The sequence below is a fragment of the Pseudomonas zeae genome (assembly GCF_014268485.2).
In the GTDB taxonomy this organism is placed as follows: Bacteria; Pseudomonadota; Gammaproteobacteria; order Pseudomonadales; family Pseudomonadaceae; genus Aquipseudomonas; species Aquipseudomonas neuropathica.
The window spans coordinates 4,005,555-4,029,112 of record NZ_CP077090.1; the positions used below are offsets into that span (position 1 = coordinate 4,005,555).

Sequence of the window (23,558 nt, forward strand, 5' to 3'; positions counted from 1 at the left end):
GACATGAGTGCCGTGATCAAAGACGCCTCCCAGCAGAACGACAAACCCCCGGTCAGCCTGCGCAACCTGAACAAGCACTACGGCGATTTTGCCGCCGTCGACAACATTTCGCTGGACATCAAGGACGGTGAATTCCTCACCTTCCTCGGCTCCAGCGGCTCGGGCAAAAGCACCACGCTGTCGATGCTCGCCGGATTTGAAACGCCGAGCAGCGGCGAGATCCTCGTCAACGGTCAGTCGCTGGTGAATGTGCCTCCGCACAAGCGTGACATCGGCATGGTGTTCCAGCGTTATTCGCTGTTCCCGCATCTGTCGGTGCGCGACAACATCGCCTTTCCGCTGGCGATCCGCAAACTGGCCGCCGCCGAACGTGACAAACGTGTCGACGCGATGTTGAAACTGGTCCAGCTCGAACAGTTCGCCCATCGCCGCCCTTCGCAACTGTCTGGCGGCCAGCAGCAACGTGTCGCCATTGCCCGGGCGCTGGTTTACGAACCACGCATCCTGCTGATGGATGAACCGCTCGGTGCGCTGGATAAAAAGCTGCGTGAAGATCTGCAGGATGAACTGCGCCAACTGCATCGTCGCCTGGGCATCACCATTGTTTACGTGACCCACGACCAGGAAGAAGCCATGCGTTTGTCGCAGCGCATTGCGATTTTCAGTCACGGCAAGATTGTTGGATTGGGCAGCGGTTATGACCTTTATCAGAATCCGCCGAATGCGTTTGTGGCGTCGTTCCTGGGCAATTCGAACTTCCTCAAGCTCAAGGCGCAGGGCAATGCGGCGGCTTCGTTTGAAGGACAGTCATTGTCGATTCGACTGACCGCTGGGTTGCATACGGATCAGGATGTGTTGCTGATGGTGCGGCCGGAAAAAGCCTTGGCGTTGAGCGTGGCGCAAGCGATCAGCGAACCGTTGCCGTCGGGTTGGAATGAGGTTTCAGCGAAGGTTGTGGAAGTGCTGTTTCTCGGTGAGAGCCAGACCTGCAGTGTGGTCACTTCGGGCGGCACTTCGATGACGGTGAAAGCGTTGTCCGCCGCCGGCATGCCGCTCAAGGCTGGCGATCCGGTGCAAGTACGCTGGGCTACCGCTGACGCCTGCGTTTACACCGAATGGACGGACAGCGACCTGAACAAGGCTGCGGGTTCTCACTGATAGCGTGTTGTCTGTGGGATCTACCCCCTCACCCCAGCCCTCTCCCCCAGGGGGGCGAGGGGGAAAGGGAGCCGATCTTCATGCTGTTCAAAACCCGAGTTCGACTCGGTATCCCAAGTCGGCGCACCTCGAAAGACCACCTCAATCAGTCCCCTCTCCCTCTGGAGAGGGTTAGGGTGAGGGAGCCAATCCCCGTGCTGTTCAAAACCCGAGTTCGACTCGGTATCCCAAGTCGGCGTACCTCGAAAGACCACCTCGGTCGGTCCCCTCTCCCTCTGGGAGAGGGCTAGGGTGAGGGAAACAGTCGACGCGGTATCAGACAATAGCGCGGTAGCCTTCTATCTCGTCTGGCCACGCGGTCAAGATCTCAAACCCCGTCTCCGTCACCGCAACCATATGCTCCCACTGCGCCGACAACGAGCCATCCTTGGTCAGCACCGTCCAGCCATCCGGCATATTCTTCACATGACGCTTGCCGGCATTGAGCATCGGCTCCACGGTAAAAATCATCCCGGCCTTGAGCTTCATGCCCTGATTCGGAAAGCCGTAATGCAGGATCTGCGGCTCATCGTGATAGACCTTGCCAATCCCGTGCCCGCAGTACTCGCGCACCACGCTGAAGCCTTCTTTCTCCGCCAGGCTCTGGATCGCATGGCCGATATCGCCCAGCGTGGCGCCCGGTTTCACCACGCGGATGCCCGCGCACATCGCCTCGTAGGTGGTCTTGATCAGGTGCTGCGCTTCAGGCGTCGCATCACCGACCACGTACATGCGGCTGGTATCACCGAACCAGCCGTCCTTGATCACGGCGATGTCGAGGTTGACGATATCGCCATCCTTCAGCAGCGTGCCCGATGGGATGCCATGGCACACCACGTCGTTGACCGAGGCGCAGACGGTTTTCGGAAAGCCGTGATAACCGACGTTGGCCGGCACTGCTTTCTGCACATTGACGATGTAGTCATTGCACAGTTGATCGAGCTGATCAGTGGTGACGCCGGCCTTCACATGCGGCACCAGCATGGCCAGCACTTCAGCGGCGAGTTTGCCGGCAGCACGCGATTGCGCGATGTCGGCCGGGGTGTTGATCTTGATCTGGTTTCTCATGCGCTGACGGCTTCCTGAGTCAGTTGTTGCAGATCCAGCCCGCCGTTCTGTTCGGCGCGGATCAGCAAGCGGCAAATGGCGCTGTGGTCGAGGTTGGGGTGCAGCTCGGCGAGCATGCCGATGCGCATCCAGTGCTCGGCCTGCGCGTTGATCGAGCGGCTGAGGGCGTTGCTGGAGATACGCAGGTTCTCGTGCATGTCCTCTGAAATCTTTACGATGCCCATATATGAATCCGATACGATGTGTATATGGATCGTATATTAGCCAAGCCTCATGGGAAATTGCAAATTTCGCGGCGTTGCCAAATCGCAGGCAAAAAAAAGCTGCCAAAACTGGCAGCAAAAACTTTAAGAACACGCGATGTATTGGCCTCAGCATAGACGCCGGATAATGACAGTGTCGTGACAGTCGCAAATTCATTCAACCGCCCCGCCCCAGTCATCAGGATGTCATCAAGATCACGGCAGAATCCTCGCAAACCGTCTTGAGCCTCGCGACGGATGCTCTGCAAGGATTCCCATGAAAGACGACGCCTCGCTGTTTGCCGCCATCGACCTGGGTTCGAACGCCTTTCGCCTGATGATCGGCCAGTCGGTGCGCAGCCGCAAAGGCTTGCAAATTCAGGAGGTGAAAACCCTGCGCGAACCGGTGCGCCTCGCCGAGGGCTTTGACGGTGGTGCACTGGATGCACTGGCACTGGATCGCGGCTGGCAGGCGTTGGCGCGGTTCGGCAAGAAGCTGCGTGGTTTCGAGGCCGGCCGGGTTCGTGCGGTGGCCACCAGCGCGGTGCGTGAAGCGGACAACGCGCAACTTTTTCTGGCCAGTGCCGAGCGGCATCTGGGCTTTCCCATCGACGTCATTTGCGGGCATGAAGAGGCGCGGCTGGTCTACGCCGGCGTAACTCACGCCTTGCCCAGCGCCGACGACCTGCGCCTGGTGGTCGACATCGGCGGCGGTTCCACCGAGCTGATCCTCGGCCAGGGTTCACAACCCTTGTTAACCGAAAGCATCGCCATCGGCAGCGGTACCTTGAGCACGCGATTCTTTCGCGGCGGCGATGTGTCCGCCGGCGCGCTACAGGAGGCTGAACGCTTCGCCATCCTGCAGTTTGAACACGTCGCCAAGCGCTATCGCGCGCAAGGCTGGCAGCAGACGATCGGTTCGTCAGGCACCGCGCGCATGCTGGCCAAAGTGCTCAAGACCAATCGCCTCAACGACTTCGGCGAGGACGGCATCACCTACGGCGGCCTGCTGCGCCTGTCGCTGCTGTTGTTGAAGGTAAACAACGTGCAACAGCTCAAGCTCGCAGGCCTGCAACCACACCGCCAGAGCATTCTGCCCGGCGGTCTGGTGTTAATGCTGGCGGCATTCAAAGTATTCGGTATCGCACAAATGCTGCCGTCGGAACCGGGCCTGCGTCTGGGCGTGTTGCACGGTTTGATGAGCCAGCACTAATCCTCGCCGCAACAGATTCGTCTCCCCTTCAGCGGCTTGATCGACTAACATGCCGCCGCTGGTTCCCGAACGGGACTAATAGGGAATCCGGGGTGCTTGCACAGCATTGACCGGAACTGCCCCCGCAACTGTAGGTGCCGAGCCTGCTCCACGACTGCCACTGGGTGAATCCCGGGAAGGCCGGAGCCAGGCGATGACGCATCAGTCAGGAGACCTGCCGGCACAGTGATTACTAACCGGCGGGGTGTCCGGGAAGGACATCGTGCCGTGCGCGTCTTCGTTGGCTGCCCGGCCTTGCGCTGTTTTCCTGACCGCGTTCGATGGTGTGTTTCCAGACCGTACTCTCCCGCTCCCCGTACGGTTCCCCTGGAGACTGCCCCATGCTGCTGCCCCGCGTTGCCACCCTCATTACCGGCCTGAGCCTTGGCGCCCTGGCGCAGGCGGCACCGACTGTCTATCCACTGACGGTGGAGAACTGCGGCAGCACCCTGACCTTCCAGCACGCACCGACGCGCACCGTGACCATCGGCCAGGCCGGCACGGAGATGCTCTACGCCATGGGCCTGGGCGACAAAGTCGTCGGCACCTCGTTGTGGTTCAACAATGTGCTGGCCAAATACAAAGCGCAGGATGACAAGATCGAGCGTCTGGCTGACAACGAACCGAGTTTCGAGTCGGTAATCGGCAAGCGTCCGGAACTGGTCGCCGTGGAACTGGAATGGATGGTCGGCCCGCAAGGCGCGGTGGGCACTCGCGAGCAGTTTCATGAACTGAAGATTCCAACGTACCTGCTGCCTTCCGATTGCGAAGCCAAGGACAACCTCGTCGGCGCCGATGGCACGCGACTGGCGCCGTTTCACATCGAGACGATTTACAAAAGCGTGAGCCAACTGGCGCAGATCTTCGATGTTCAGGAGCGTGGCCAGCAGCTCAATGATCAACTCAAGGCAAGTCTCGCCAAATCGATTGCCACCGCCCAAGGCAAACAGCTCAAAGACGCCAGCGCGCTGGTGTGGTTCTCCAGCGCACAAATGGACATCGAGCCGTTCGTGGCCGGGCACAAAGGCGTTCCCGATTTCATGCTCAGCACCCTCGGCGTGCGCAACGTGGTGGCGTCCGATGAGGAGTGGCCAACCGTCGGTTGGGAAACCATCGCCAAGGCCAATCCGACCTTCCTGGTCATCGCGCGCATGGATCGTCGACGTTTCCCCGCCGACGACTATGAAAAGAAACTCGCCTTCCTGCGCAGCGATCCGGTGACGCGCAACATGGACGCGGTGAAACACAACCGCATCATCATTGTCGACGCCATGGCCCTGCAGGCGAGCCTGCGCATGTTCGAGGGCATCGAACAATTGGCCACGGCCATCAACGGCTATGACCTGTCGCAATGAGTGCCAGCCTGATCCGCACGCTACTGGCCCTGGCGACCCTGTTGATTGCAGTGGTCGCCGGCGTGGCCATCGGTGAAACCTCGATTGCACCGGACGTGGTGTTGCAAGTGCTGGCGAACAAACTGTGGGGCGCCGGGCATGTCCTCGATCCTATCGATGAAGGCATCGTCTGGAACTACCGCCTGACCCGGGCATTGGTCGCGGCGGCATGCGGTGCCGGCTTAGCGACCTGCGGAGTGATTTTGCAGTCGCTGCTGCGCAATCCGTTGGCCGATCCCTATCTGCTGGGCATTTCTGCCGGCGCCTCGACCGGGGCCGTGATGGTCGCGCTGCTTGGCGTAGGTGCCGGGATCATCTCACTGTCAGTCGGTGCCTTCGCCGGCGCGGTCACGGCGTTTGTGCTGGTGATTGTGCTGGCGCGGGTCAGCGGCTCGGCCAGCGGTACCGGGCAGATCATTCTCGCGGGGATCGCCGGTTCGCAGCTGTTCAATGCGCTGACGGCGTTTCTGATCACCCGCTCGGCAAGCTCCGAGCAGGCACGCGGCATCATGTTCTGGCTGCTGGGCAATCTTGGCGGCGTGCGCTGGCCATCGGTGTGGCTGGCGGTGCCAGTGGCCGTGTTGGGGTTGGTTGTGTGCCTGTGGCATCGGCGGGCGCTGGATGCGTTTACCTTTGGTGCGGATTCGGCGGCGTCGCTCGGCATTCCGGTGCGGCGTGTGCAGATTCTGCTGATCGGTTGTGCAGCGCTGGTGACGGCAGTGATGGTGTCGATTGTCGGTTCGATCGGTTTTGTCGGTCTGGTCATTCCTCATGCTGCGCGTCTGTTGCTGGGCACCGGTCATGCGCGGTTGCTGCCGGCCAGTGCGTTGGGTGGCGCGGTGTTTCTGATAGCCGCCGATGTGCTGTCGCGCACACTGATCAAGGGCCAAGTGATTCCGGTCGGGGTGATTACCGCGCTGGTCGGCGCGCCGGTGTTCGCCTTGATTCTGGTCGGCCGCAGGTCGGCACGATGAACAGTGTCTTGAGTTGTTCCGGCCTGAGCTTCAGGGTGCGCGGCGCCGAGTTGCTCAACGGTGTCAGCCTTGAGGTTCAGCGTGGCGAAACCCTGGGCATTGTCGGGCCGAATGGCGCGGGCAAATCCACTCTATTGAAGTTACTGGCCGGGCTGCGTGAACCGAGCACTGGCGAGGTGCTGCTCGACGGTCAGCGTCTGGGCAAAATGGCCCGGCGCAGCATTGCGCAAAAGCTTGCGGTGGTCGAACAGCAGGCCGACACCGACGACGGCATTCGCGTGTTCGACGCTGTCGCGCTGGGGCGCACGCCTTGGCTGTCGGCGCTGCAACCGTGGTCGGCCGCGGACGATGCCATTGTTCAGCAGGCGCTGACCGACGTTGACGCCATGCACTTGCGCACGCGTCTGTGGCGCAGCCTGTCCGGCGGTGAACGGCAGCGGGTGCACATCGCCCGGGCCCTGGCGCAGCGACCGCAAATCCTGTTGCTCGACGAGCCGGCCAATCACCTCGACATTCAGCATCAACTGACCATTCTCAACGTGGTGCGGGCGTTGCCGGTGACCACGCTGATCGCCCTGCATGATCTTAATCAGGCGTTGAAATGTGATCGTCTGGCGGTGCTGGAGCGCGGGCGACTGGTGGCGTTGGGCAAGCCGCTGGAGGTGCTGACACCGCAGCGCTTACAGGAGACGTTCGGGGTCAGGGCGCATTACCTGACGGACCCGTTTGATGGGGCGCAGATTCTTAGATTTCACTCATGAGATTGTGCATGTGCGTGGTCTGCCAGACCAGGTCAGTGTCGATATCAATTATCGTGAAGCCCTGCCGTTGCCAGAACGCGATGGCGCCCGGCAGAAACGGATGGGTGTGCAGGTAGATCACTTCTACTTCGCTGGCGACTGCCAGATCTTTGATTGATCGATATAGCGCACCGGCCAGACCTGAGCGGCGCTGCGATGGAAGGACAAACAGCCGTACGATTTCCACCACTTTAAGGTCCGGATAAGGCAAGTGCGGGAAGCGTCGGTCGTAAGGAAGATAGCCGATTGAGGCGACAATCTGCCCTTCGTAGCGAGCGATCAGAAAGCGCCCTGCCCCACGCAGATAAACCTCGGCAAAACGTGCCAGATCGTCGGGTATGCCGGTCGCGCTGAGCTTGGGGAAAAGCTCGGCGCGGGCCTTTAGAACAAAATCCAGCACCTCGGGAATGTCTGCGTCAGACACGGTTTGGATAACGGGTTGATGATTCATGCAGCGGCAAACACCTGGATTGCGGCTGGCCACAGTAGCAACAGCCTCCCGGCGATGCCAAGGAAATCCCGGATTCTGAACTTCCTACACAACCCTTGTAGGAGTGAGCCTGCTCGCGATGGCGGTGTGTCAGTCAACTCATTAGTGACTGATACACCGCCATCGCGAGCAGGCTCACTCCTACAGGGGGATTGTGTGTATTCCAGCTGTAGGTGTCAGGCCAGCTCTTTGCGCAGCTGCCGGGCGGCAGTGACCATGTGCACCAGCGCCGCTTCGGTTTCTGGCCAGCCACGGGTTTTCAAACCGCAATCCGGGTTGACCCACAGGCGTTCTGCCGGAATCCGCTTGGCAGCCTTGCGCAGCAGATTAGCCATTTCCGAAGCATCCGGGATGCGCGGCGAGTGGATGTCGTAGACGCCCGGGCCGATTTCGTTCGGATAAGCGAAGGCTTCGAAGGCGTCCAGCAATTCCATGTCCGAGCGCGAGGTTTCGATAGTGATCACGTCGGCATCCATCGCTGCAATCGACTCGATCACATCGTTGAACTCGCTGTAGCACATGTGCGTGTGGATCTGCGTTTCGTCGCGCACACCGGAGGCGCACAGACGGAACACTTCCGTCGCCCAGTCCAGATAAGGCTGCCACTGCGCCTGACGCAACGGCAGCCCCTCACGGAACGCCGCTTCGTCGATCTGCACGATCTTGATGCCGGCGGCTTCCAGATCGACCACTTCATCGCGGATCGCCAGCGCCAGTTGCCGGGCCTGCACTTCACGGCTGACGTCTTCACGCGGGAACGACCACATCAGCATGGTCACCGGGCCGGTCAGCATGCCTTTCATGACCTTGTCGGTCAGACCTTGGGCGTAGCGAATCCACTCGACCGTCATGGCTTTCGGGCGGCTGAGGTCGCCGAAGATCACCGCCGGTTTCACGCAACGCGAACCGTAGCTCTGCACCCAGCCAAACCGGGTGAATACGTAGCCATCCAGTTGCTCGGCGAAGTACTCGACCATGTCGTTACGCTCGGCCTCACCGTGCACCAGCACATCGAGGCCCAGACGTTCCTGGATTTCCACCGCGTGGCGGATCTCGCTGTGCATGGCTTCGGTGTATTCGGCTTCGGTCAGCTTGCCCTGTTTGAACGACTGACGAGCGAGGCGGATCGACGCGGTTTGCGGGAACGAACCGATCGTCGTGGTTGGGAACATTGGTAGATCAAGACCCGCGCGCTGTTTGGCGATGCGCTGGGCAAACAGCGACTGACGCTGGCTGTCCTTGGCCGTGATCGCCGCAACTCGCGCCTGAACCGCAGGTTTGTGAATGCGCGGGGAAGCTGCACGTGCAGCCTGCACCGAGCGACTTTCAGTCAATGCACGTAGCACTTTCGGCGCTTCCGGCTGATTGACGGCATGCGCCAGAATTGCCACTTCTTCACACTTCTGGACGGCAAAGGCCAGCCAGCTTTTCAGTTCGGCATCGAGCTTGTCTTCACGACCCAGATCCACCGGGCTGTGCAGCAGCGAGCAGGACGGCGCGACCCACAGGCGATCACCCAGACGCTCATGGGCATGGCGCAATGTCGCCAAGGCGTTTTCCAGATCGCAGCGCCAGACATTCCGGCCATTGACCACGCCCAGGGACAACACTTTGTAGGCCGGCAGACGATCGAGAATGGTCGGGTACTGCTCCGGTGCGCGCACCAGATCAATGTGCAGACCATCGACAGGCAGGTTGGCAGCCAGACCAAGGTTTTCTTCCAGACCACCAAAGTAAGTCGCGAGCAGTTTCTTCAGTGGATCACGCTGAATCTGGTTGTAGGCACGCTCGAACGCGTTCTTCCATTCCTGCGGCAGATCAAGGACCAGAATCGGCTCGTCGATCTGCACCCATTCCACGCCTTGAGCGGCGAGGCGCGCGAAGATCTGGCCGTACAGCGGCAGCAAACGATCGAGCAATTCCAGCTTGTCGAATTCCGCGCCCTTGGCCTTGCCCAGCCACAGATACGTCAGTGGGCCGATGATCACCGGTTTTACGTTGTGGCCCAGCGCACGGGCTTCTTCGACTTCTTCGAACAACTGCTCCCAGCCCAACTGGAACTGTTGATCCGCACTGAATTCCGGGACCAGGTAGTGATAGTTGGTGTCGAACCACTTGGTCATTTCCTGGGCGTGCGCACCGCCGCAGCAGCTGTCGCTGACGCCACGAGCCATGCCAAACAAAGTTTGCAGATTGGCTTTGCCATCGTGCGGGCGGAAGCGCTCAGGGATCACGCCAAACATCAGCGAGTGCGTCAGCACTTGGTCGTACCAGGCGAAATCGCCGACCGGAAGCAATTCGATACCGGCGTTTTTCTGCAGGTCCCAGTGGGTCTTGCGCAGCTCGCGACCGACTGCACGCAGACCAGCCTCGTTCAGTTCTCCTTTCCAGAACGCCTCTTGCGCTTTCTTCAGTTCGCGGTCGCGACCGATGCGCGGAAATCCAAGGGAATGGGCCAGTGCCATAACAAACAACTCCAATGTTCTGTTGATGGCGGCCATTGTCGGCATCGGTCACTGGTGAGACAAACTCATTTTAATCGCGATCAACACGAGTTTCCCTCATGATAAAAAGATTGCTGCTTGTCGCTTGTAAACACTCCGGAGCCGAGAGCGCGCGTGAAGGATGAACGGTTTTTTGCGCCAGGGAATTTCTCGCCAATTCAAGCTGTTCGTCGCCCTGAAGACGCCCTTTGAAAACTCAATGACGCCTCTGTGTAAACGCACTCGAACCCGCCCCGGCAGGTCTCTGATTTCGATCTATCGTTAGATCGAAATGGCAGCATTTGCGGCCGACTAAAGGTTGCGACAGCTGATGTCTGAGCCTATGTTGCACGCGAGTCTTTTCCCCGCGATTGGAACGCGATCAACACCATTTAGAGGTGAAGAAATGTCAAAGGAATCACGCCCTGCCGTACTTGGGCTGATAGGCAACACTCCGCTGGTTCAAGTCACTCGTTTCGATACTGGCCCGTGCACACTGTTTCTCAAGCTCGAATCGCAGAACCCCGGTGGTTCGATCAAGGACCGTATCGGTCTGGCCATGATCGACGCTGCCGAGCGTGATGGTCGTCTGCAACCCGGCGGCACCATCGTTGAGGCCACCGCCGGCAACACCGGCCTGGGCCTGGCACTGGTGGGCCGCGCCAAAGGTTATCGCGTGGTGCTGGTGGTGCCAGACAAAATGTCCACCGAGAAAGTCCTGCACTTGAAGGCCATGGGCGCCGAAGTGCACATCACCCGCTCCGACGTCGGCAAGGGCCATCCCGAGTATTACCAGGATGTCGCCGCCCGTTTGGCGAAAGACATTCCCGGCGCATTTTTCGCCGACCAGTTCAACAACCCGGCCAACCCGCTGGCCCACGAATGCAGCACCGCGCCGGAGATCTGGGCGCAGACCGAACATGATCTGGACGCGATCGTCGTTGGTGTCGGTTCGGCCGGTACGCTGACTGGCCTGAGCCGCTTCTTCAAACGCGTGCAGCCGGATCTGGAAATGGTCCTCGCCGATCCGGTCGGTTCGGTGATGGCGCAATACAGCCGCGACGGTTCTCTGCCCAAGCCCGGTTCATGGGCCGTGGAAGGCATCGGCGAGGACTTCATTCCGTCGATCACCGACCTCTCCAGCGTGCGCCACGCCTACTCGATCAGCGATGAAGAAAGCTTCGCTCACGCCCGCCAGTTGCTCAAGGCCGAAGGCATTCTCGGCGGCTCGTCGACCGGCACTCTGCTCGCTGCGGCGCTGCGTTACTGCCGCGAACAGACCGAGCCGAAACGTGTGGTCAGCTTCGTTTGCGACACCGGCACGCGCTACCTGTCGAAGGTTTACAACGACCAGTGGATGACCGATCAGGGCCTGTTGCAGCGCAAGGGCTACGGCGATTTGCGCGACTTGATCGCCCGGCGTTTCGAGGACGGCCGCGTGATCAGTGTCGGCCCCGACGACACTCTGCTGACCGCGTTCCAGCGCATGCGCCTGGCGGATGTCTCGCAACTGCCGGTGCTGGTGGAAGGCAAGCAACTGGTCGGGGTGATCGACGAATCGGACATCCTGCTGGCGGTGCACGAAGACGCCGCCCGCTTCAGCCAATCGGTGTCCAGCGTGATGACCGACAAACTGCAGACCCTCGCCCCTGGCGCCAGCCTCGCTGAACTGGAAGCGGTGCTCAGCCGTGGCCTCGTCGCGATCATTGCCGATGCATCGGGCTTCCATGGCCTGATCACCCGCACCGACATGCTCAACCAATTACGGAGATCCCTCGCATGAGTCAGCACGACGATAAATCCCAAGGCTTCGCGACCCGGGTGATCCACGCCGGGCAGGAACCGGACCCGACCACCGGCGCGCTGATGCCGCCGATCTACGCCAACTCCACCTATCTGCAAGACAGCCCCGGCGTGCACAAGGGTTTCGATTACGGTCGCTCGCACAACCCGACGCGTTTTGCCCTGGAGCGTTGCGTGGCGGACCTTGAAGGCGGCACCCAGGCGTTTGCGTTCGCCTCCGGGCTGGCGACGATTTCCACGGTGCTCGAACTGATCGATGCCGGTTCGCACGTGATCTCCGGCAATGACTTGTACGGCGGCACGTTCCGCCTGTTCGACAAGGTCCGTCAGCGCAGTGCCGGACACCGTTTCAGCTACGTCGATCTGACTGACCTGGCGGCGTTCGAAGCGGCGCTGCAGGACGACACACGCCTGGTTATTGTCGAGTCACCGACCAACCCGCTGCTGAGCCTGTCGGACCTCGCCGCTATCGCCCGTATCTGCCGCGCTCGCGGGATCATCAGCGTTGCCGACAACACCTTTGCCAGCCCGTATATCCAGCGGCCGCTGGAGCTGGGTTTCGACATCGTGCTGCACTCGACCACCAAGTACCTGAACGGTCACTCCGATGTAATCGGCGGCATCGCCGTGGTCGGCCAGAACCAAGAACTGGCCGAGAAGCTGGGCTTCTTGCAGAACGCGGTCGGTGCGATTGCCGGGCCGTTCGATGCATTTCTCACCCTGCGCGGGGTGAAGACTTTAGCGCTGCGCATGGAGCGTCATTGCAGCAATGCGCTGGATCTGGCGCAGTGGCTGGAGCAGCAACCGCAGGTCAAACGGGTCTATTACCCGGGGCTGCCGTCGCATCCACAGCATGAGTTGGCCAAGCGCCAGATGCGTGGTTTTGGCGGGATGATTTCGGTTGATCTGAACAGCGATCTGGACGGTGCGCGACGCTTCCTCGAGAACGTGAAAATCTTCGCCCTGGCAGAAAGTCTGGGCGGTGTTGAAAGCCTGATCGAGCATCCGGCGATCATGACTCACGCGACCATTCCGGCTGATACCCGGGCGAAACTGGGGATTGGCGATGGCCTGGTGCGTCTGTCGGTGGGCGTCGAAGACGTCGAAGACCTGCGTGCCGATCTGGCGCAGGCGCTGCAAGCGATCTGACCTGGCAGGAACGACAAAGCCCGCTTCGTGCGGGCTTTGGTGTTCGAGCAGGCGGCCAGTGCTGGTCTCTGGCTTACAAGGTTTATCGGGCTTCCCACAGTACCGGGTCAAATTGAAAGTTAGTGCCTCGGCTGCTTCACACGGCATAAGGGCTGGATCTCAGCGCGGAGATCTTTCTAACCGTGTACCTTTCGGAGCGCGCCCCACGCCCCCTTGCTATCCGATTGCGCATCAGTCTGCGTCTTCGCCTACATCTTTGAGCCTAGCAAAGGCTCGCCGACGCGGGTCAGTGTTTTTAGACTGATTCGAGCTTTGCCCGAATCGGGCAGGAAGAGAAGCGCCTAACGGCCGTCGATCCCCCACTGCACTAGCACATTTGTGCTAATCGACCGCCCTGTCCACTGGCGTTATATTCCCCCGCACCCCTCGATGTTCCTCAACGTTGCCTGTTCGCAGCGTGCGGGATCGTTGTGCCTGGAAATCAGAACAACACCAAGGAAGAAACACCATGAAACTCCATGCAAACCTCTGCAAGATCGCCTTGGTCGGCGCTGTGCTGCTCGGCGTGGCCGGCTGCCAGACCGTCAAACCCACTGAAGCGAGCATGAAAGAACGCGCGCAAACGGTGATCGGTAAACCGGTGTCGAAAATCGACAACATCCGCAACGACAGCACCCTCACCTACTACACCGCCTACACCCCGGCCGGGGAATACAACTGTGAATTGCCCAGCGGCGTCATCATCGCCGTGGCGAGCATGGGCATCATGTCGCCGCCGCTGTCATGCCTGCCGAAAGGCGCCTCGCCGATTCCATTGCAGTAACTTCCCCGCCCGGTAAAGGACACCGTTTACTTATGAAAACCCTGATCGCAACACTCACCCTCAGCGCGCTGTTCCTCACTGGCTGCGCCACGCCGAAACAATGGGAAGCCACTGGCGGCAGCAAAAACGATGGCGTCGTCCAGGTCTCCTATGAACTGGGCCAATTCGAAAGCGGCCAGACCAGCGCCGAACAAGGCCTCACCGTCGCCACGCAACGCTGCAAGACCTGGGGCTACAAAAACGCCGAGGCCACCGGTTCCGAGAAAAACATCTGCCGCACCATGGGCCAGTACAACTGCCTGCAGACCACCATCACCCAGGATTACCTGTGCAAGCGCTGATCTGAAAATGTGGGACCCAGCCTGCTGGCCAAATCGCTAGCAGGCTGGCTCCCGCAGGGATCTTGGCTGTGTCCGCGATGATCATTCACGAAACGCTTTCAGCGAGTTCGGGTTGTCGGTCGCGCAGGGCTCTCAAGGTCGCGCGCAGCTCGGCCGGGCGCACCGGTTTGGACAGGATGGCAATGTCGCGGTCGTGCAGGGCTGCCTGGATTTTTTCGACGTCGTGCCCGCTGATGATCATCGCCGGCACTGCCCAGCCTCTCTGCTTGCGCACATCGTCGATGCATTCGATGCCGGTAGCGTGAGTCCCAAGGTCATAGTCGGCAACGATGATGTCGCAGTCTGTGATCAGATCCTCAGCCGTCAACTCGGCCTGAACCGAGCAGCCCCAGCGCTCCAGCAGCGCCGAAGTCGCCAGCAACACATTACGATCATCCTCCACCAGACACACCTTCAACCCGGTCAGCAGACCGACCTGACGCGCCTCATCACGATTGACCGTTACCTGCGGCGGCGCAGCGATTGGCAAGCCGTACAAGCTCACCGCCGTTCCCCGCCCGAGCCGCGAACGCAGAGTAACGCCGACACCAATCAACTCCCCCAGACGCTTGACGATCGACAGTCCCAGCCCGACGCCTTCGACATCCTTGTCGCGCACTTGCCGCACCCGATAGAACTCCTCGAACACCTTGCCCAGATGCTCTTCGGCAATGCCGTTGCCACGGTCATAAATCACGATGGCCAGCCCTGCCCCACGCCGGCGCACGCCGATCAACACCGGCCGCTGCGCACCGTATTTGAAGCAGTTGGACAGCACGTTCTGCACCATGGTCGCCAGCAACGCCGGGTCGGTCTGAACCCAGTAGGAACAAGGACGCAAACGCAGCTCGACCCCGGCCCAACGCGCCGCCTCGGCGTTCTGACGGATCAGCTCCGCCAGCCATTCGCCGAGATTCACGCTTTGCAGTTTGGGCAACACGCGCCCGTTGTCGAGGGTGTACAGGTCGAGAATCGAGCGGAACAGTTGAGAGACGTTGAGCAACGAACGGTCGATGTTGTCGACCAACCGCCGCTCGTCCTCACCCAAGCGCGACTCACGCAGGCACGCAGTAAACAGTCCAATCGAATGAATCGGCTGGCGCAAATCATGACTGGCCTGAGCGAGAAATCGCGACTTTTCCAGATTCGCCGCCACCGCTTCTTCGGAGGCCTTGCGCGTGCGCTCCAGCAACAAGTGCGCATAAAACGGAATCACCGTGCTGGTGAGCATCAGCATCAACACCATGAACGGTTGCGCTTGCCACACCGGCGTCAGGCGATACACACACAGCAACGCCACTAACGCCAGCGCCGTGGCAATCGCCAGATAGCGCGAGCCATAGCGCATGCCGTTGCCGAGATTGACCCAGATAATCACCGCATACAGCGGCAACGCCGCCTCACCACCGATCACCAGCCCGAAGCAGGTGCCGGTGTAATCGTGGACCATGGCGAAAATCCGCCGTGCCGGGTAATGCCCCGGCCAGCGCGCAATCGCCTGGCGCAAGCCGATCGAGGCCAGCAAAAACACGATGATGTAGGTGATCACCGGCAAATAGGTATCGAAGCGCTGCCCCGGCAAAAAGCCGAGTATGAGCATGTAAACCACGGCAATACTGGCGATGATAATGCGCAGATTGGCCTGATCGAGTTCAGTGTTTTTCTCGAACTTCATGGTAAACGTCCTTGTGCGGCAATCGTCAGATTCCGAATCAGCCTACAGGCAACCCGTGCGCTCGGTGCTAATGTGCAGACCTTGAGCCACGCCTGACCCAGGGAGGGTCATGCCATGACCTGCCGAATTATCATAGCCGACGATCACCCTTTGTTTCGTGAAGCGATGCTGCGCACGGTTGAGCGTTTGCTGCCTGACGCCGTCCTTGAGGAAGCCGGTGACCTCGACGCCGTACTGGCCCTTTTGCCTTTGGATGACGAGCCGGACACGCTGATTCTCGATCTCAGATTCCCCGGCCTGACCTGCGTCAGCCAGCTCGCCGAGCTGCGTCGACGCTTGCCGCGCACGACATTGATCGTGGTGTCGATGGTCGACGATCAAGCATTGATCAATGAAGTGATGGCCGCCGGTATCGACGGCTTTATCGGCAAAAACATCGCCCCCGATGAAATCGGTCAGGCGATTCTGGCGATTCGTGAAGGTGAGGTGCTGGTGAAGTTTGCGCCGTCCGGCTTGCTGCCGCTAGAAACCGGCGCCGCCCTCACACCTCGTCAGCAAGACGTGCTGCGCTTGATCGCTCAAGGCAAGACCAACAAGGAAATAGCCCGCGAACTGGATATCTCACCGTTCACGGTGCGTATTCATGTGTCATCGCTGTTGCGCACGCTCAACGTACCCTCTCGGGCGGCTGCCGCCGTGAAATACACGGGGACTCTGTAAGAGCTGCCGGTGGGCCGTGTTATGGATCGACTTGCGCCATGAGCTCCGGCACCGATTCCGGCCGTTTCGCATAGCGCTGAGCGAGCACCGCACAGACCATCAATTGAATCTGATGGAACAGCATCAGCGGCAGAATCAACACGCCAATCGTGCTACCGGCAAACAATACCTGCGCCATTGGCACGCCGGTGGCCAGACTCTTTTTCGAGCCGCAGAACAGAATGGTGATGCGGTCTTCCTGGCTGAAGCCGAACGCCTTGCCCAACAACGTCGACGCCAACAGCACCAGCGCTAGCAGAATGCAGCAGACCACCACCAATCCCAGCAGATCGACGACGGGAATCTGATGCCAGATGCCTTCGTTGACCGCCTCGCTGAACGCGCCGTAAACCACCAACAGAATCGAGCCCTGATCGACGAACTTCAGCCAGTTCTTGTTGCGTCCAACCCACGCACCAATCCAGCGACGGGCGATCTGCCCGGCAATGAACGGTAGCAACAATTGCACGCTGATTTTCAGAATCGCATCCAGCGTCGAACCGCCATCACCGTGTACGTCGAGCAATAGCGTCACCAACAGCGGCGTGAGGAAAATCCCGAACAGGCTCGACGCCGCCGCGCTGCAAATCGCCGCCGGAATATTCCCCCGCGCCAGCGAGGTGAAGGCGATCGCCGACTGCACCGTGGCCGGCAGTGCGCACAGGTAAAGCATGCCCATGTACAGCTTGTCGCCGATCAGCGGGGACAACAGCGGTTTCAGCGCCAGCCCGAGAATCGGGAAAAGGACAAACGTCAGGCCGAACACCAGCAAATGCAGGCGCCAGTGGCCGGCGCCAGCAATGATCGATTCGCGCGAGAGCTTGGCGCCATGCAGGAAAAACAGCAGCGCGATGGCGAGGTTGGTCAGCCAGCCGAAGCCGACGGCGACCTGGCCGCTGGCCGGCAGGAAGCTGGCCAGCAACACGACGCCGATCAGCGTCAGGGTGAAGTTGTCGGGCAAAAAGCGGGGGCGAGTCATGGTCGGTTCATCCGGGGGTTGCCAGTGCGTGCCGACGACTCTAACGTGACTGCCAATTACCGACTAACGCCGAAGGGCCACAAGATGCCGCCTAAAGGACATGACAAAAGCGTGCGCCGCAGCATTCCCGGGCTGCCCAGCCTGCCGCGTCCTCTCTACGGCCGCACCGAATCGCTGCCCAATCGCGCCCTGACCCGGCGGCATAGTCACCCGTGGGTGCAGCTGTCCTACGCGATTCAGGGCGTGCTGGAAATCCAGACCAGCGCCGGCCGCTTTGTCGCTCCGCCGGAGCGCGCCGTGTGGATCCCGGCGGGCGTGCCGCATCGGGTGTTCAGCTCGCCGCACACGGAAATGCGCAGTCTCTACATCGATTGCAGCGTCGCCGGATGGGCGCTTGAGCGCTGCCATGTGCTCGGTGTCAGCGATCTGCTCAGGGAGCTGATCCGCGCGTTCAGTCAGGTCCCGGTGGAATACGACCAGAGCGGCCCGCATGGACGCCTCGCCCAAGTGATCCTTGATCAACTGGTCGAGGCGCCGCAGATCGATCTGATGCTGCCGTTGCCACAAGACGCCCGCTTGAAGCAGATCTACCAGAGCCTGGAGCAACACCCGGAACAGCAGACCACACTGAGCCACTGGAGCGAGAAGTTCGGCGTCACCGAAAAGACCCTTACCCGCCTGTTTCAACGTGACACCGGCCTGACCTTCCGCGCCTGGCGCCAGCGTTTGCGCCTGCTCGGTGCACTGACACCGCTGGAAAAAGGCGAACGCGTCACCGACGTTGCGCTGGCCTGTGGTTACGACTCGACCTCGGCGTTTATCGCCGCGTTTCGCCAACAGTTTGGCGAAACGCCGGGGGAGTTTTTTCGCTGATCAGCGATCCGCCAGTGCTTCCAGCAAGTCCGCTGACGGCACGAAATACAGGCTGCCAGTGACGGCGGTGCTGAAATCCAGCAACTTGTCGTAGTTACCCGGTGGCTTGCCGACGAACATGTTTTCCAGCATCTGCTCGATCGGCTCGGGCGAGCGCGCGTAACCGATAAAGAACGTGCCGAACTCCCCGGCTCCCGGCCGGCCGAACGGCATGTTGTCACGGAGGATTTTCACTTCCTCGCCGGCTGCGTTGGTGATAGTGGTCAGTGCGCTGTGCGAGTTGCTCGGTTTGACCGCGTCATCCAGTTCGATATCGGAGAGCTTGGTGCGACCGATAACGCGCTCCTGTGCTTCAACACTCAGGCCGTTCCACGCGGTCATGTTGTGCAGGTATTTCTGCACCAGCACGTAGCTACCGCCGCTGAAGTCGGGGTCTTCGTCACCGACAATGGTGAAGTTGACCGCTTTGCGCCCGACCGGATTTTCCGTGCCGTCGACAAAACCGATGATGCTGCGCATGTCGAAATAGCGAAATCCTTGAACCTCATCGACCACCGTCACCGCATCACCGAGAACCGCCATGATCTGCGTGGCCAGTTCAAAACACAGGTCCATTTGATCGGCGCGAATGTGCAGCAGCAGATCGCCCGGGGTTGCCGGAGCGTGCCGCCCTTCCTCGCCAAACTCGCGAAAATCGTGCAGCGACGCCGGGCGCGGATTGCCAAACAGGCGATCCCAGGCGTTCGAGGAAAAGCCGCAGATGCAGGTCAGATTGCCGGTCGGTACGCGCTTGCCAACCGAACGCACCAGCCCGGCAACATCGCCGCACCAGTCTTTGACGGTTTGCGCTGCTTGAGGCCCGGCATTCAGCGTCGCGACGATGAATATTGCGCTGCTGGTGATCGGACTGCACACCGCTTGAGGTTCGAGAATGTCGGTATTCATCGCTGAAAACATTGCTCCGTAAAAAATGCCCGAGCTGATAACGAGGGCAGATAGTTCGTTTTTATCGAACTGTTGCGTAGAAATAAACGATTTTTCTTTGCCGCAAACTCGTCGCTAGCATGGCCTCGTCTGACGCCAATCCAAGAATAGACAGGGAGCGTGACATGCCACCTACCAACATCAATATCGGCGAACCGTGGATGTGGGCCGCCTTCATCGTCTTCGTGCTTGCCATGCTGGCATTGGACCTGTTTGTCTTCGGTGGGCGCAAGGCGCATCGGGTGTCGGTTCGCGAAGCCTTGTCCTGGGTCATCGCCTGGTGCTTGCTGGCACTGAGTTTCGCGGCGCTGCTCTGGTGGTATCTGCACGGCGCGTTCGGCGCTGACATTGCCCGGCAGAAAACCCTCGAATTCCTCACCGGTTATCTGATCGAACAATCGCTGTCGATCGACAACATGTTCGTCTTCGTAATGATCTTCAGCTACTTCGCCGTACCGCCGGAGTTACAGCGGCGGGTGCTGCTGTACGGCGTGCTCGGGGCAATAGTGATGCGCGCGGTGATGATTTTCGCCGGTGTGTGGCTGGTGTCGCAGTTCGAGTGGCTGCTGTACGCGTTCGGCGTGTTCCTGATCATCACCGGGATCAAGATGCTGGTGTTTGCCGAGCATCAGCCGGACCTGGACAAGAATCCGTTGCTGCGTTGGGTGCGCGGGCATATGCGCATCACCAGCAGCTTTCATGGCGAACGCTTTTTCGTCCTGCACAACGGCGTGCGTTGGGCCACGCCGATGTTTCTGGTACTGGTGCTGATCGAGGCCAGTGACTTGATGTTTGCGGTCGACAGCATCCCGGCAATCTTCGCCGTGACGACTGATCCGTTCATTGTCTTCACCTCGAATATCTTCGCGATCATGGGCCTGCGCGCGCTGTATTTTCTGCTGGCAGATATGGCGGACCGCTTTCATCTGCTCAAGTATGGGCTGGCGATTGTGCTGGTGTTTATCGGCGGCAAGATGGTCTTGATGCCGTGGTTGCACATGCCGGTGGAGTGGTCGCTGGCGGTGGTGGGTGGGGTGATCCTTGGCTCAGTCCTGCTCAGCTTGGTCATGACCAGAGATGCCGAACGCCGCACGGAATGACACACCACAAAACCCTGTGGGAGCGAGCCTGCTCGCGAAGGCGTCGGACCAGTCAACATCGAAGTTGAATGACACTCCGCTTTCGCGAGCAGGCTCGCTCCCACATTTGGATTGCGGTGTTGGTTATTTATCGGACTTGATGTTGGTCCACACCCGAGTACGCACGCGCTCGAGCTTCTGCGGTAATGGCTGCACGACGTAGAGATTTTTCAGCGCTTCGGGGGTCGGTGTCAGGTTCGGGTTGCCGGTGATTTCCTTGTTGATCAGCGGCATCGAATCCTTGTTTGCATTCGGGTAGCCGAGGAAGTCGCTGATCGGTGCGATCACTTTCGGATCGAGCAGGTTGTTGAGGAATTCATGCGCTTCGGCGACGTTCTTCGCGCTCTTCGGAATGGCGAAGGTGTCGAACCAGATCGGCGCGCCTTCCTTGGGCAGACGCCAGTCGACCACTACGCCGTTTTTCGCCTCTTTGGCGCGGTTGCCGAACTGATAGAAGCTGCCGGAGTAACCGATCGCCACGCAGATGTCGCCGTTGGCGATGTCGGTCATGTACTTGGCCGAGTTGAAGTAGGTCACGTACGGGCGAACCTTGAGCATCAGCTCCTTGGCCTTTTCATAGTCGGCGGGGTTCTGGCTGTTCGGGTCGAGGCCCAGGTAATGCAGGGCCAACGGGAGGATTTCCGTCGGCGAGTCAAGCATCGCCACACCGCAGGATTTGAGTTTTTCCATGTTCTCCGGTTTGAACACCAGATCCCAGCTGTCCACCGGCGCGTTGTCGCCCAGTGCCGCTTTGACTTTGGCCGGGTTGAAGCCGATCAGCACAGTGCCGACCATGTAAGGCACGCCGTACTGGTTGCCCGGATCGTTCTTGCCCAGCAGTTTCAACAACTCCGGATCCTGGTGGCTCCAGTTCGGCAGTTTCGACTTGTCGAGTTTCTGGAACACGCCAGCCTTGATCTGCGTTTCAAGGAACTGGTTCGACGGCACCACCAGGTCGTAACCGGAGTTGCCGGTCAGCAGCTTGGCTTCGAGGGATTCGTTAGTGTCGAAGGTGTCCCAGGTCACTTTGATGCCGCTTTTTGCAGCGAAATCCTTGGGCACGGACGGCAGGATGTAGTCCGCCCAGTTGTACACGCGCAGCTCGCGTTGCTCAGCCTGGACAGCGCCGGCCAGCAGCGTCAGCCCACACACAGTGGCACCCAGAATGCGTTTCATCGTGACCATGGTTGTTCCCCAAAAGGCAGCGTGAGTTCGATGGTTTTTATGTTCTGTACACGGCAGCGGCTGTAAAGGTAGCCAAGGGTAAAAAGGGTCGAGCGTCTTGTTGTGGTTTTGATTCTTGCTGACAGCGTAGCTGGAGCACAGTGGGGGATGGGCCAAAAGGGGATCGATGTGGCCAATTTGATTGACCGCCGGGATGCGGAAACAACAATGCCCGGCACTTGGCCGGGCATTGTCGAGTAACGGATCAGCTCAGTCGGTGTAACCCAATCTCGCCGCCCTGCTCTGCTGAGTCTGGCCGCGTGTGGCCAGGCAGTAATACAACGGCACGGTGACCACCAGGCCCACCAGCCAGGACAAGTCCGCGCCCTCGACCAGATTGGCGTACGGCCCGACGTACAGGGAGGTATTGGCGAACGGCAGTTGCACGAGGATGCCGATGAAGTAGGCAATGATCGCGTGCAGATTAAAGCGCCCGTAAACTCCGCCGTCAGCGTGGAAGATCGAAGCAATGTCGTAGCAGCCACGCTTGATCAGGTAGAAGTCGATCAGGTTGATCGACGCCCACGGCACCAGCACCAGCAGCAGCGCCAGAATCAAACCGATGAACTCGGAAATGAAATCCGCCGATGCACCCAGCGCAACCACGCAGCAACCGGCCAGCACCACGCTCGACAACACCACGCGCACCTTGATGCTCGGCGTCCATTGGCTGGCAAACGTCTGAATCGAGGTAATGATCGACAGCACCGCGCCATACAGATTCAGCGCGTTGTGGCTGATGATATTCAGCAGAAACAACACCATCAGAATCGGCCCGAGCCACCCGGTCGATTGCTTGACCGCGACCATCGCTTCGGTACCTTCCGGAGTCGCCAGCACCGCAACGGCGCCAAAGCTGAACGATAGAATCGTCCCCAGCGTCGCGCCCAGATAAGTCGCCCAGAACGGCTTGGCAATGCCAATGTCTGCCGGCAGGTAACGCGAGTAATCGGACACGTACGGCGAGAAACTGATCTGCCAGATGATCCCCAGAGACACCGTCGCCAGCCAGCCGGACAAGTTAAAACTGCCGCGAGTGAGAAAATCCGCCGGCAAGTCATGGGCAAAGATATAGATGAACCCGGCGAGCAACGCGCTGCCCATCACCCAGGTGCCGATGCGGTTCAGCGTGTGGATGAAGTTGTAGCCGATCACGCCAATCGCCGTGGCCGCCAGTGCACCGATCAGAATGCTCAATGGCGCCGGCACCGACGGCGCAATGCCGACGATGGATTTACCCGCCAGGACGATGTTGGAAATGAAAAAGCCGATGTAGATGATCGCCGCAAAAAACACGATCAACAGCGCGCCATAACGGCCGAACTGGCCGCGACTCTGGACCATCTGCGGAATGCCCATGCGCGGGCCTTGCGCCGAGGCCAGCGCGATCACCACGCCGCCGATCATGTGCCCCAGCGCAATCGCCAGCAGCCCCCAGAGCAAATCGAGATGGAACACCTGAACCACCATGGCGCCGGTGACGATGGGCAGTGGCGCAATGTTGGTGCTGAACCAAAGAGTGAATAGGTCGCGGGCCTTCCCGTGGCGTTCCGCGAGTGGGACGTAGTCGACCGTATGGTTCTCGATCAACGGATCTTGCCGGGACATCTGGGACATATGCATGAACTCGAGTTTGTCTGTTCTTATCGTTGTATGAAGCCAAACCGGGGGGACTCTCTGGCCGCCCCTCAGATGCAGACCATATTATGGTATTCCAAACAATTCACAAGACTGATCCGTAGTTTACGACGCCAGCTGATACGCCATCGTCGCTGAAACCGTGGCCTGCAGACCAGCCGAAAGCCCCGTAAATGCTGAGTTTCCGACGAACGCGGCACGTTTATCGGTTCAGCTTAAAAGGCCTTGCAAA

22 protein-coding genes and 1 riboswitch are annotated in these 23,558 nt (G+C 59.9%); of the genes, 12 read left to right on the forward strand and 10 right to left on the reverse strand.

Annotated elements, in window-relative coordinates; translation table 11 throughout:
• The first annotated feature begins 3 nt into the window (after positions 1–3).
• Positions 4–1,158 (forward strand): ABC transporter ATP-binding protein, encoded by a 1,155-nt coding sequence (locus HU754_RS17475; protein WP_186624247.1) that lies wholly within the window; start codon positions 4–6, stop codon positions 1,156–1,158.
• A 315-nt stretch (positions 1,159–1,473) separates the two neighbouring features.
• Here the strand turns inward: HU754_RS17475 and map are convergent, their stop codons facing one another.
• Genes map through HU754_RS17490 form a run of 3 tightly spaced genes read right to left on the reverse strand, consistent with a single transcriptional unit; the run spans position 1,474 to position 2,776 of the window.
• Positions 1,474–2,265: a type I methionyl aminopeptidase gene (gene map / locus HU754_RS17480; protein ID WP_186624246.1), complete on the reverse strand. Its 792-nt coding sequence runs from the start codon at positions 2,263–2,265 to the stop codon at positions 1,474–1,476.
• A complete protein-coding gene (locus HU754_RS17485; RefSeq protein WP_007918027.1) occupies positions 2,262–2,489 on the reverse strand; it encodes a ParD-like family protein in 228 nt (75 codons plus the stop codon). Before HU754_RS17485 ends, map begins: the two co-directional genes overlap by 4 nt.
• Positions 2,490–2,536: 47 nt before the next feature.
• Positions 2,537–2,776, reverse strand: coding sequence for a hypothetical protein (locus HU754_RS17490; RefSeq protein WP_186624245.1), 240 nt, complete (start codon positions 2,774–2,776; stop codon positions 2,537–2,539).
• 8 nt (positions 2,777–2,784) lie between these two features.
• Here HU754_RS17490 and HU754_RS17495 point away from each other — a divergent pair, with 8 nt between their 5' ends.
• The 4 genes from HU754_RS17495 to HU754_RS17510 all read left to right on the forward strand — a co-directional run bounded on the left by HU754_RS17495 (position 2,785) and on the right by HU754_RS17510 (position 6,888).
• Entirely contained in the window at positions 2,785–3,720 is a 936-nt protein-coding gene (locus tag HU754_RS17495; protein WP_186624244.1) for a Ppx/GppA family phosphatase, read from the forward strand.
• A 42-nt stretch (positions 3,721–3,762) separates the two neighbouring features.
• Positions 3,763–3,956, forward strand: a riboswitch (cobalamin riboswitch).
• A gap of 144 nt (positions 3,957–4,100) precedes the next feature.
• Entirely contained in the window at positions 4,101–5,114 is a 1,014-nt protein-coding gene (locus tag HU754_RS17500) for an ABC transporter substrate-binding protein (RefSeq protein ID WP_186624243.1), read from the forward strand.
• Positions 5,115–5,122: 8 nt separating this feature from the next.
• Positions 5,123–6,127, forward strand: a complete 1,005-nt coding sequence (locus HU754_RS17505; RefSeq protein ID WP_175559651.1) for a FecCD family ABC transporter permease — start codon at positions 5,123–5,125, stop codon at positions 6,125–6,127.
• Positions 6,124–6,888 (forward strand): ABC transporter ATP-binding protein, encoded by a 765-nt coding sequence (locus HU754_RS17510; RefSeq protein ID WP_186624242.1) that lies wholly within the window; start codon positions 6,124–6,126, stop codon positions 6,886–6,888. The genes HU754_RS17505 and HU754_RS17510 overlap by 4 nt, the downstream gene beginning before the upstream one ends.
• Here the strand turns inward: HU754_RS17510 and HU754_RS17515 are convergent.
• Positions 6,872–7,378 (reverse strand): GNAT family N-acetyltransferase, encoded by a 507-nt coding sequence (locus HU754_RS17515; RefSeq protein ID WP_186624241.1) that lies wholly within the window; start codon positions 7,376–7,378, stop codon positions 6,872–6,874. The genes HU754_RS17510 and HU754_RS17515 overlap by 17 nt on opposite strands.
• Positions 7,379–7,593: 215 nt before the next feature.
• Positions 7,594–9,882 (reverse strand): 5-methyltetrahydropteroyltriglutamate--homocysteine S-methyltransferase, encoded by a 2,289-nt coding sequence (gene metE, locus HU754_RS17520; protein WP_093437714.1) that lies wholly within the window; start codon positions 9,880–9,882, stop codon positions 7,594–7,596.
• A 424-nt stretch (positions 9,883–10,306) separates the two neighbouring features.
• Between metE and HU754_RS17525 the strand changes: the two genes are divergently transcribed.
• The 4 genes from HU754_RS17525 to yecR all read left to right on the forward strand — a co-directional run bounded on the left by HU754_RS17525 (position 10,307) and on the right by yecR (position 14,016).
• On the forward strand, positions 10,307–11,683 hold the full coding sequence (locus HU754_RS17525; RefSeq protein ID WP_093437711.1) for a pyridoxal-phosphate dependent enzyme: 1,377 nt from the start codon (positions 10,307–10,309) through the stop codon (positions 11,681–11,683).
• Positions 11,680–12,852, forward strand: a complete 1,173-nt coding sequence (locus HU754_RS17530) for a cystathionine gamma-synthase (RefSeq protein ID WP_099758775.1) — start codon at positions 11,680–11,682, stop codon at positions 12,850–12,852. The genes HU754_RS17525 and HU754_RS17530 overlap by 4 nt, the downstream gene beginning before the upstream one ends.
• A 508-nt stretch (positions 12,853–13,360) precedes the next feature.
• On the forward strand, positions 13,361–13,675 hold the full coding sequence (locus HU754_RS17535; RefSeq protein ID WP_116256656.1) for a hypothetical protein: 315 nt from the start codon (positions 13,361–13,363) through the stop codon (positions 13,673–13,675).
• A gap of 32 nt (positions 13,676–13,707) precedes the next feature.
• Positions 13,708–14,016 carry a YecR family lipoprotein gene (gene yecR / locus HU754_RS17540; RefSeq protein WP_186624240.1) on the forward strand — a complete coding sequence of 103 codons (309 nt, stop codon included), beginning with the start codon at positions 13,708–13,710 and terminating at the stop codon, positions 14,014–14,016.
• An 85-nt stretch (positions 14,017–14,101) separates the two neighbouring features.
• Here yecR and HU754_RS17545 read toward each other — a convergent pair whose 3' ends face one another.
• On the reverse strand, positions 14,102–15,730 hold the full coding sequence (locus HU754_RS17545) for an ATP-binding response regulator (protein ID WP_186624239.1): 1,629 nt from the start codon (positions 15,728–15,730) through the stop codon (positions 14,102–14,104).
• A gap of 114 nt (positions 15,731–15,844) precedes the next feature.
• Here HU754_RS17545 and HU754_RS17550 point away from each other — a divergent pair, with 114 nt between their 5' ends.
• Positions 15,845–16,450: a LuxR C-terminal-related transcriptional regulator gene (locus tag HU754_RS17550; protein WP_099758772.1), complete on the forward strand. Its 606-nt coding sequence runs from the start codon at positions 15,845–15,847 to the stop codon at positions 16,448–16,450.
• Between the two features lie 19 nt (positions 16,451–16,469).
• On the opposite strand, the gene HU754_RS17555 is transcribed toward HU754_RS17550, so the two are convergent.
• Positions 16,470–17,468, reverse strand: a complete 999-nt coding sequence (locus tag HU754_RS17555) for a bile acid:sodium symporter family protein (protein ID WP_099758771.1) — start codon at positions 17,466–17,468, stop codon at positions 16,470–16,472.
• A gap of 84 nt (positions 17,469–17,552) precedes the next feature.
• Here HU754_RS17555 and HU754_RS17560 point away from each other — a divergent pair, with 84 nt between their 5' ends.
• Positions 17,553–18,341 (forward strand): AraC family transcriptional regulator, encoded by a 789-nt coding sequence (locus HU754_RS17560; RefSeq protein ID WP_186624281.1) that lies wholly within the window; start codon positions 17,553–17,555, stop codon positions 18,339–18,341.
• Here HU754_RS17560 and HU754_RS17565 read toward each other — a convergent pair whose 3' ends face one another.
• Positions 18,342–19,286, reverse strand: a complete 945-nt coding sequence (locus HU754_RS17565) for a Dyp-type peroxidase (RefSeq protein WP_186624238.1) — start codon at positions 19,284–19,286, stop codon at positions 18,342–18,344. It lies immediately after the preceding gene.
• 164 nt (positions 19,287–19,450) lie between these two features.
• On the opposite strand from HU754_RS17565, the gene HU754_RS17570 reads away from it, so the two are divergent.
• A complete protein-coding gene (locus HU754_RS17570; RefSeq protein WP_186624237.1) occupies positions 19,451–20,425 on the forward strand; it encodes a TerC family protein in 975 nt (324 codons plus the stop codon).
• Positions 20,426–20,548: 123 nt separating this feature from the next.
• Here HU754_RS17570 and HU754_RS17575 read toward each other — a convergent pair whose 3' ends face one another.
• A complete protein-coding gene (locus HU754_RS17575) occupies positions 20,549–21,649 on the reverse strand; it encodes a polyamine ABC transporter substrate-binding protein (protein ID WP_186624236.1) in 1,101 nt (366 codons plus the stop codon).
• Between the two features lie 249 nt (positions 21,650–21,898).
• The gene (locus tag HU754_RS17580) at positions 21,899–23,305 is read right to left on the reverse strand and encodes a purine-cytosine permease family protein (RefSeq protein ID WP_186624235.1); all 1,407 of its coding nucleotides are present in this window, start codon (positions 23,303–23,305) and stop codon (positions 21,899–21,901) included.
• Positions 23,306–23,558: the final 253 nt, after the last annotated feature.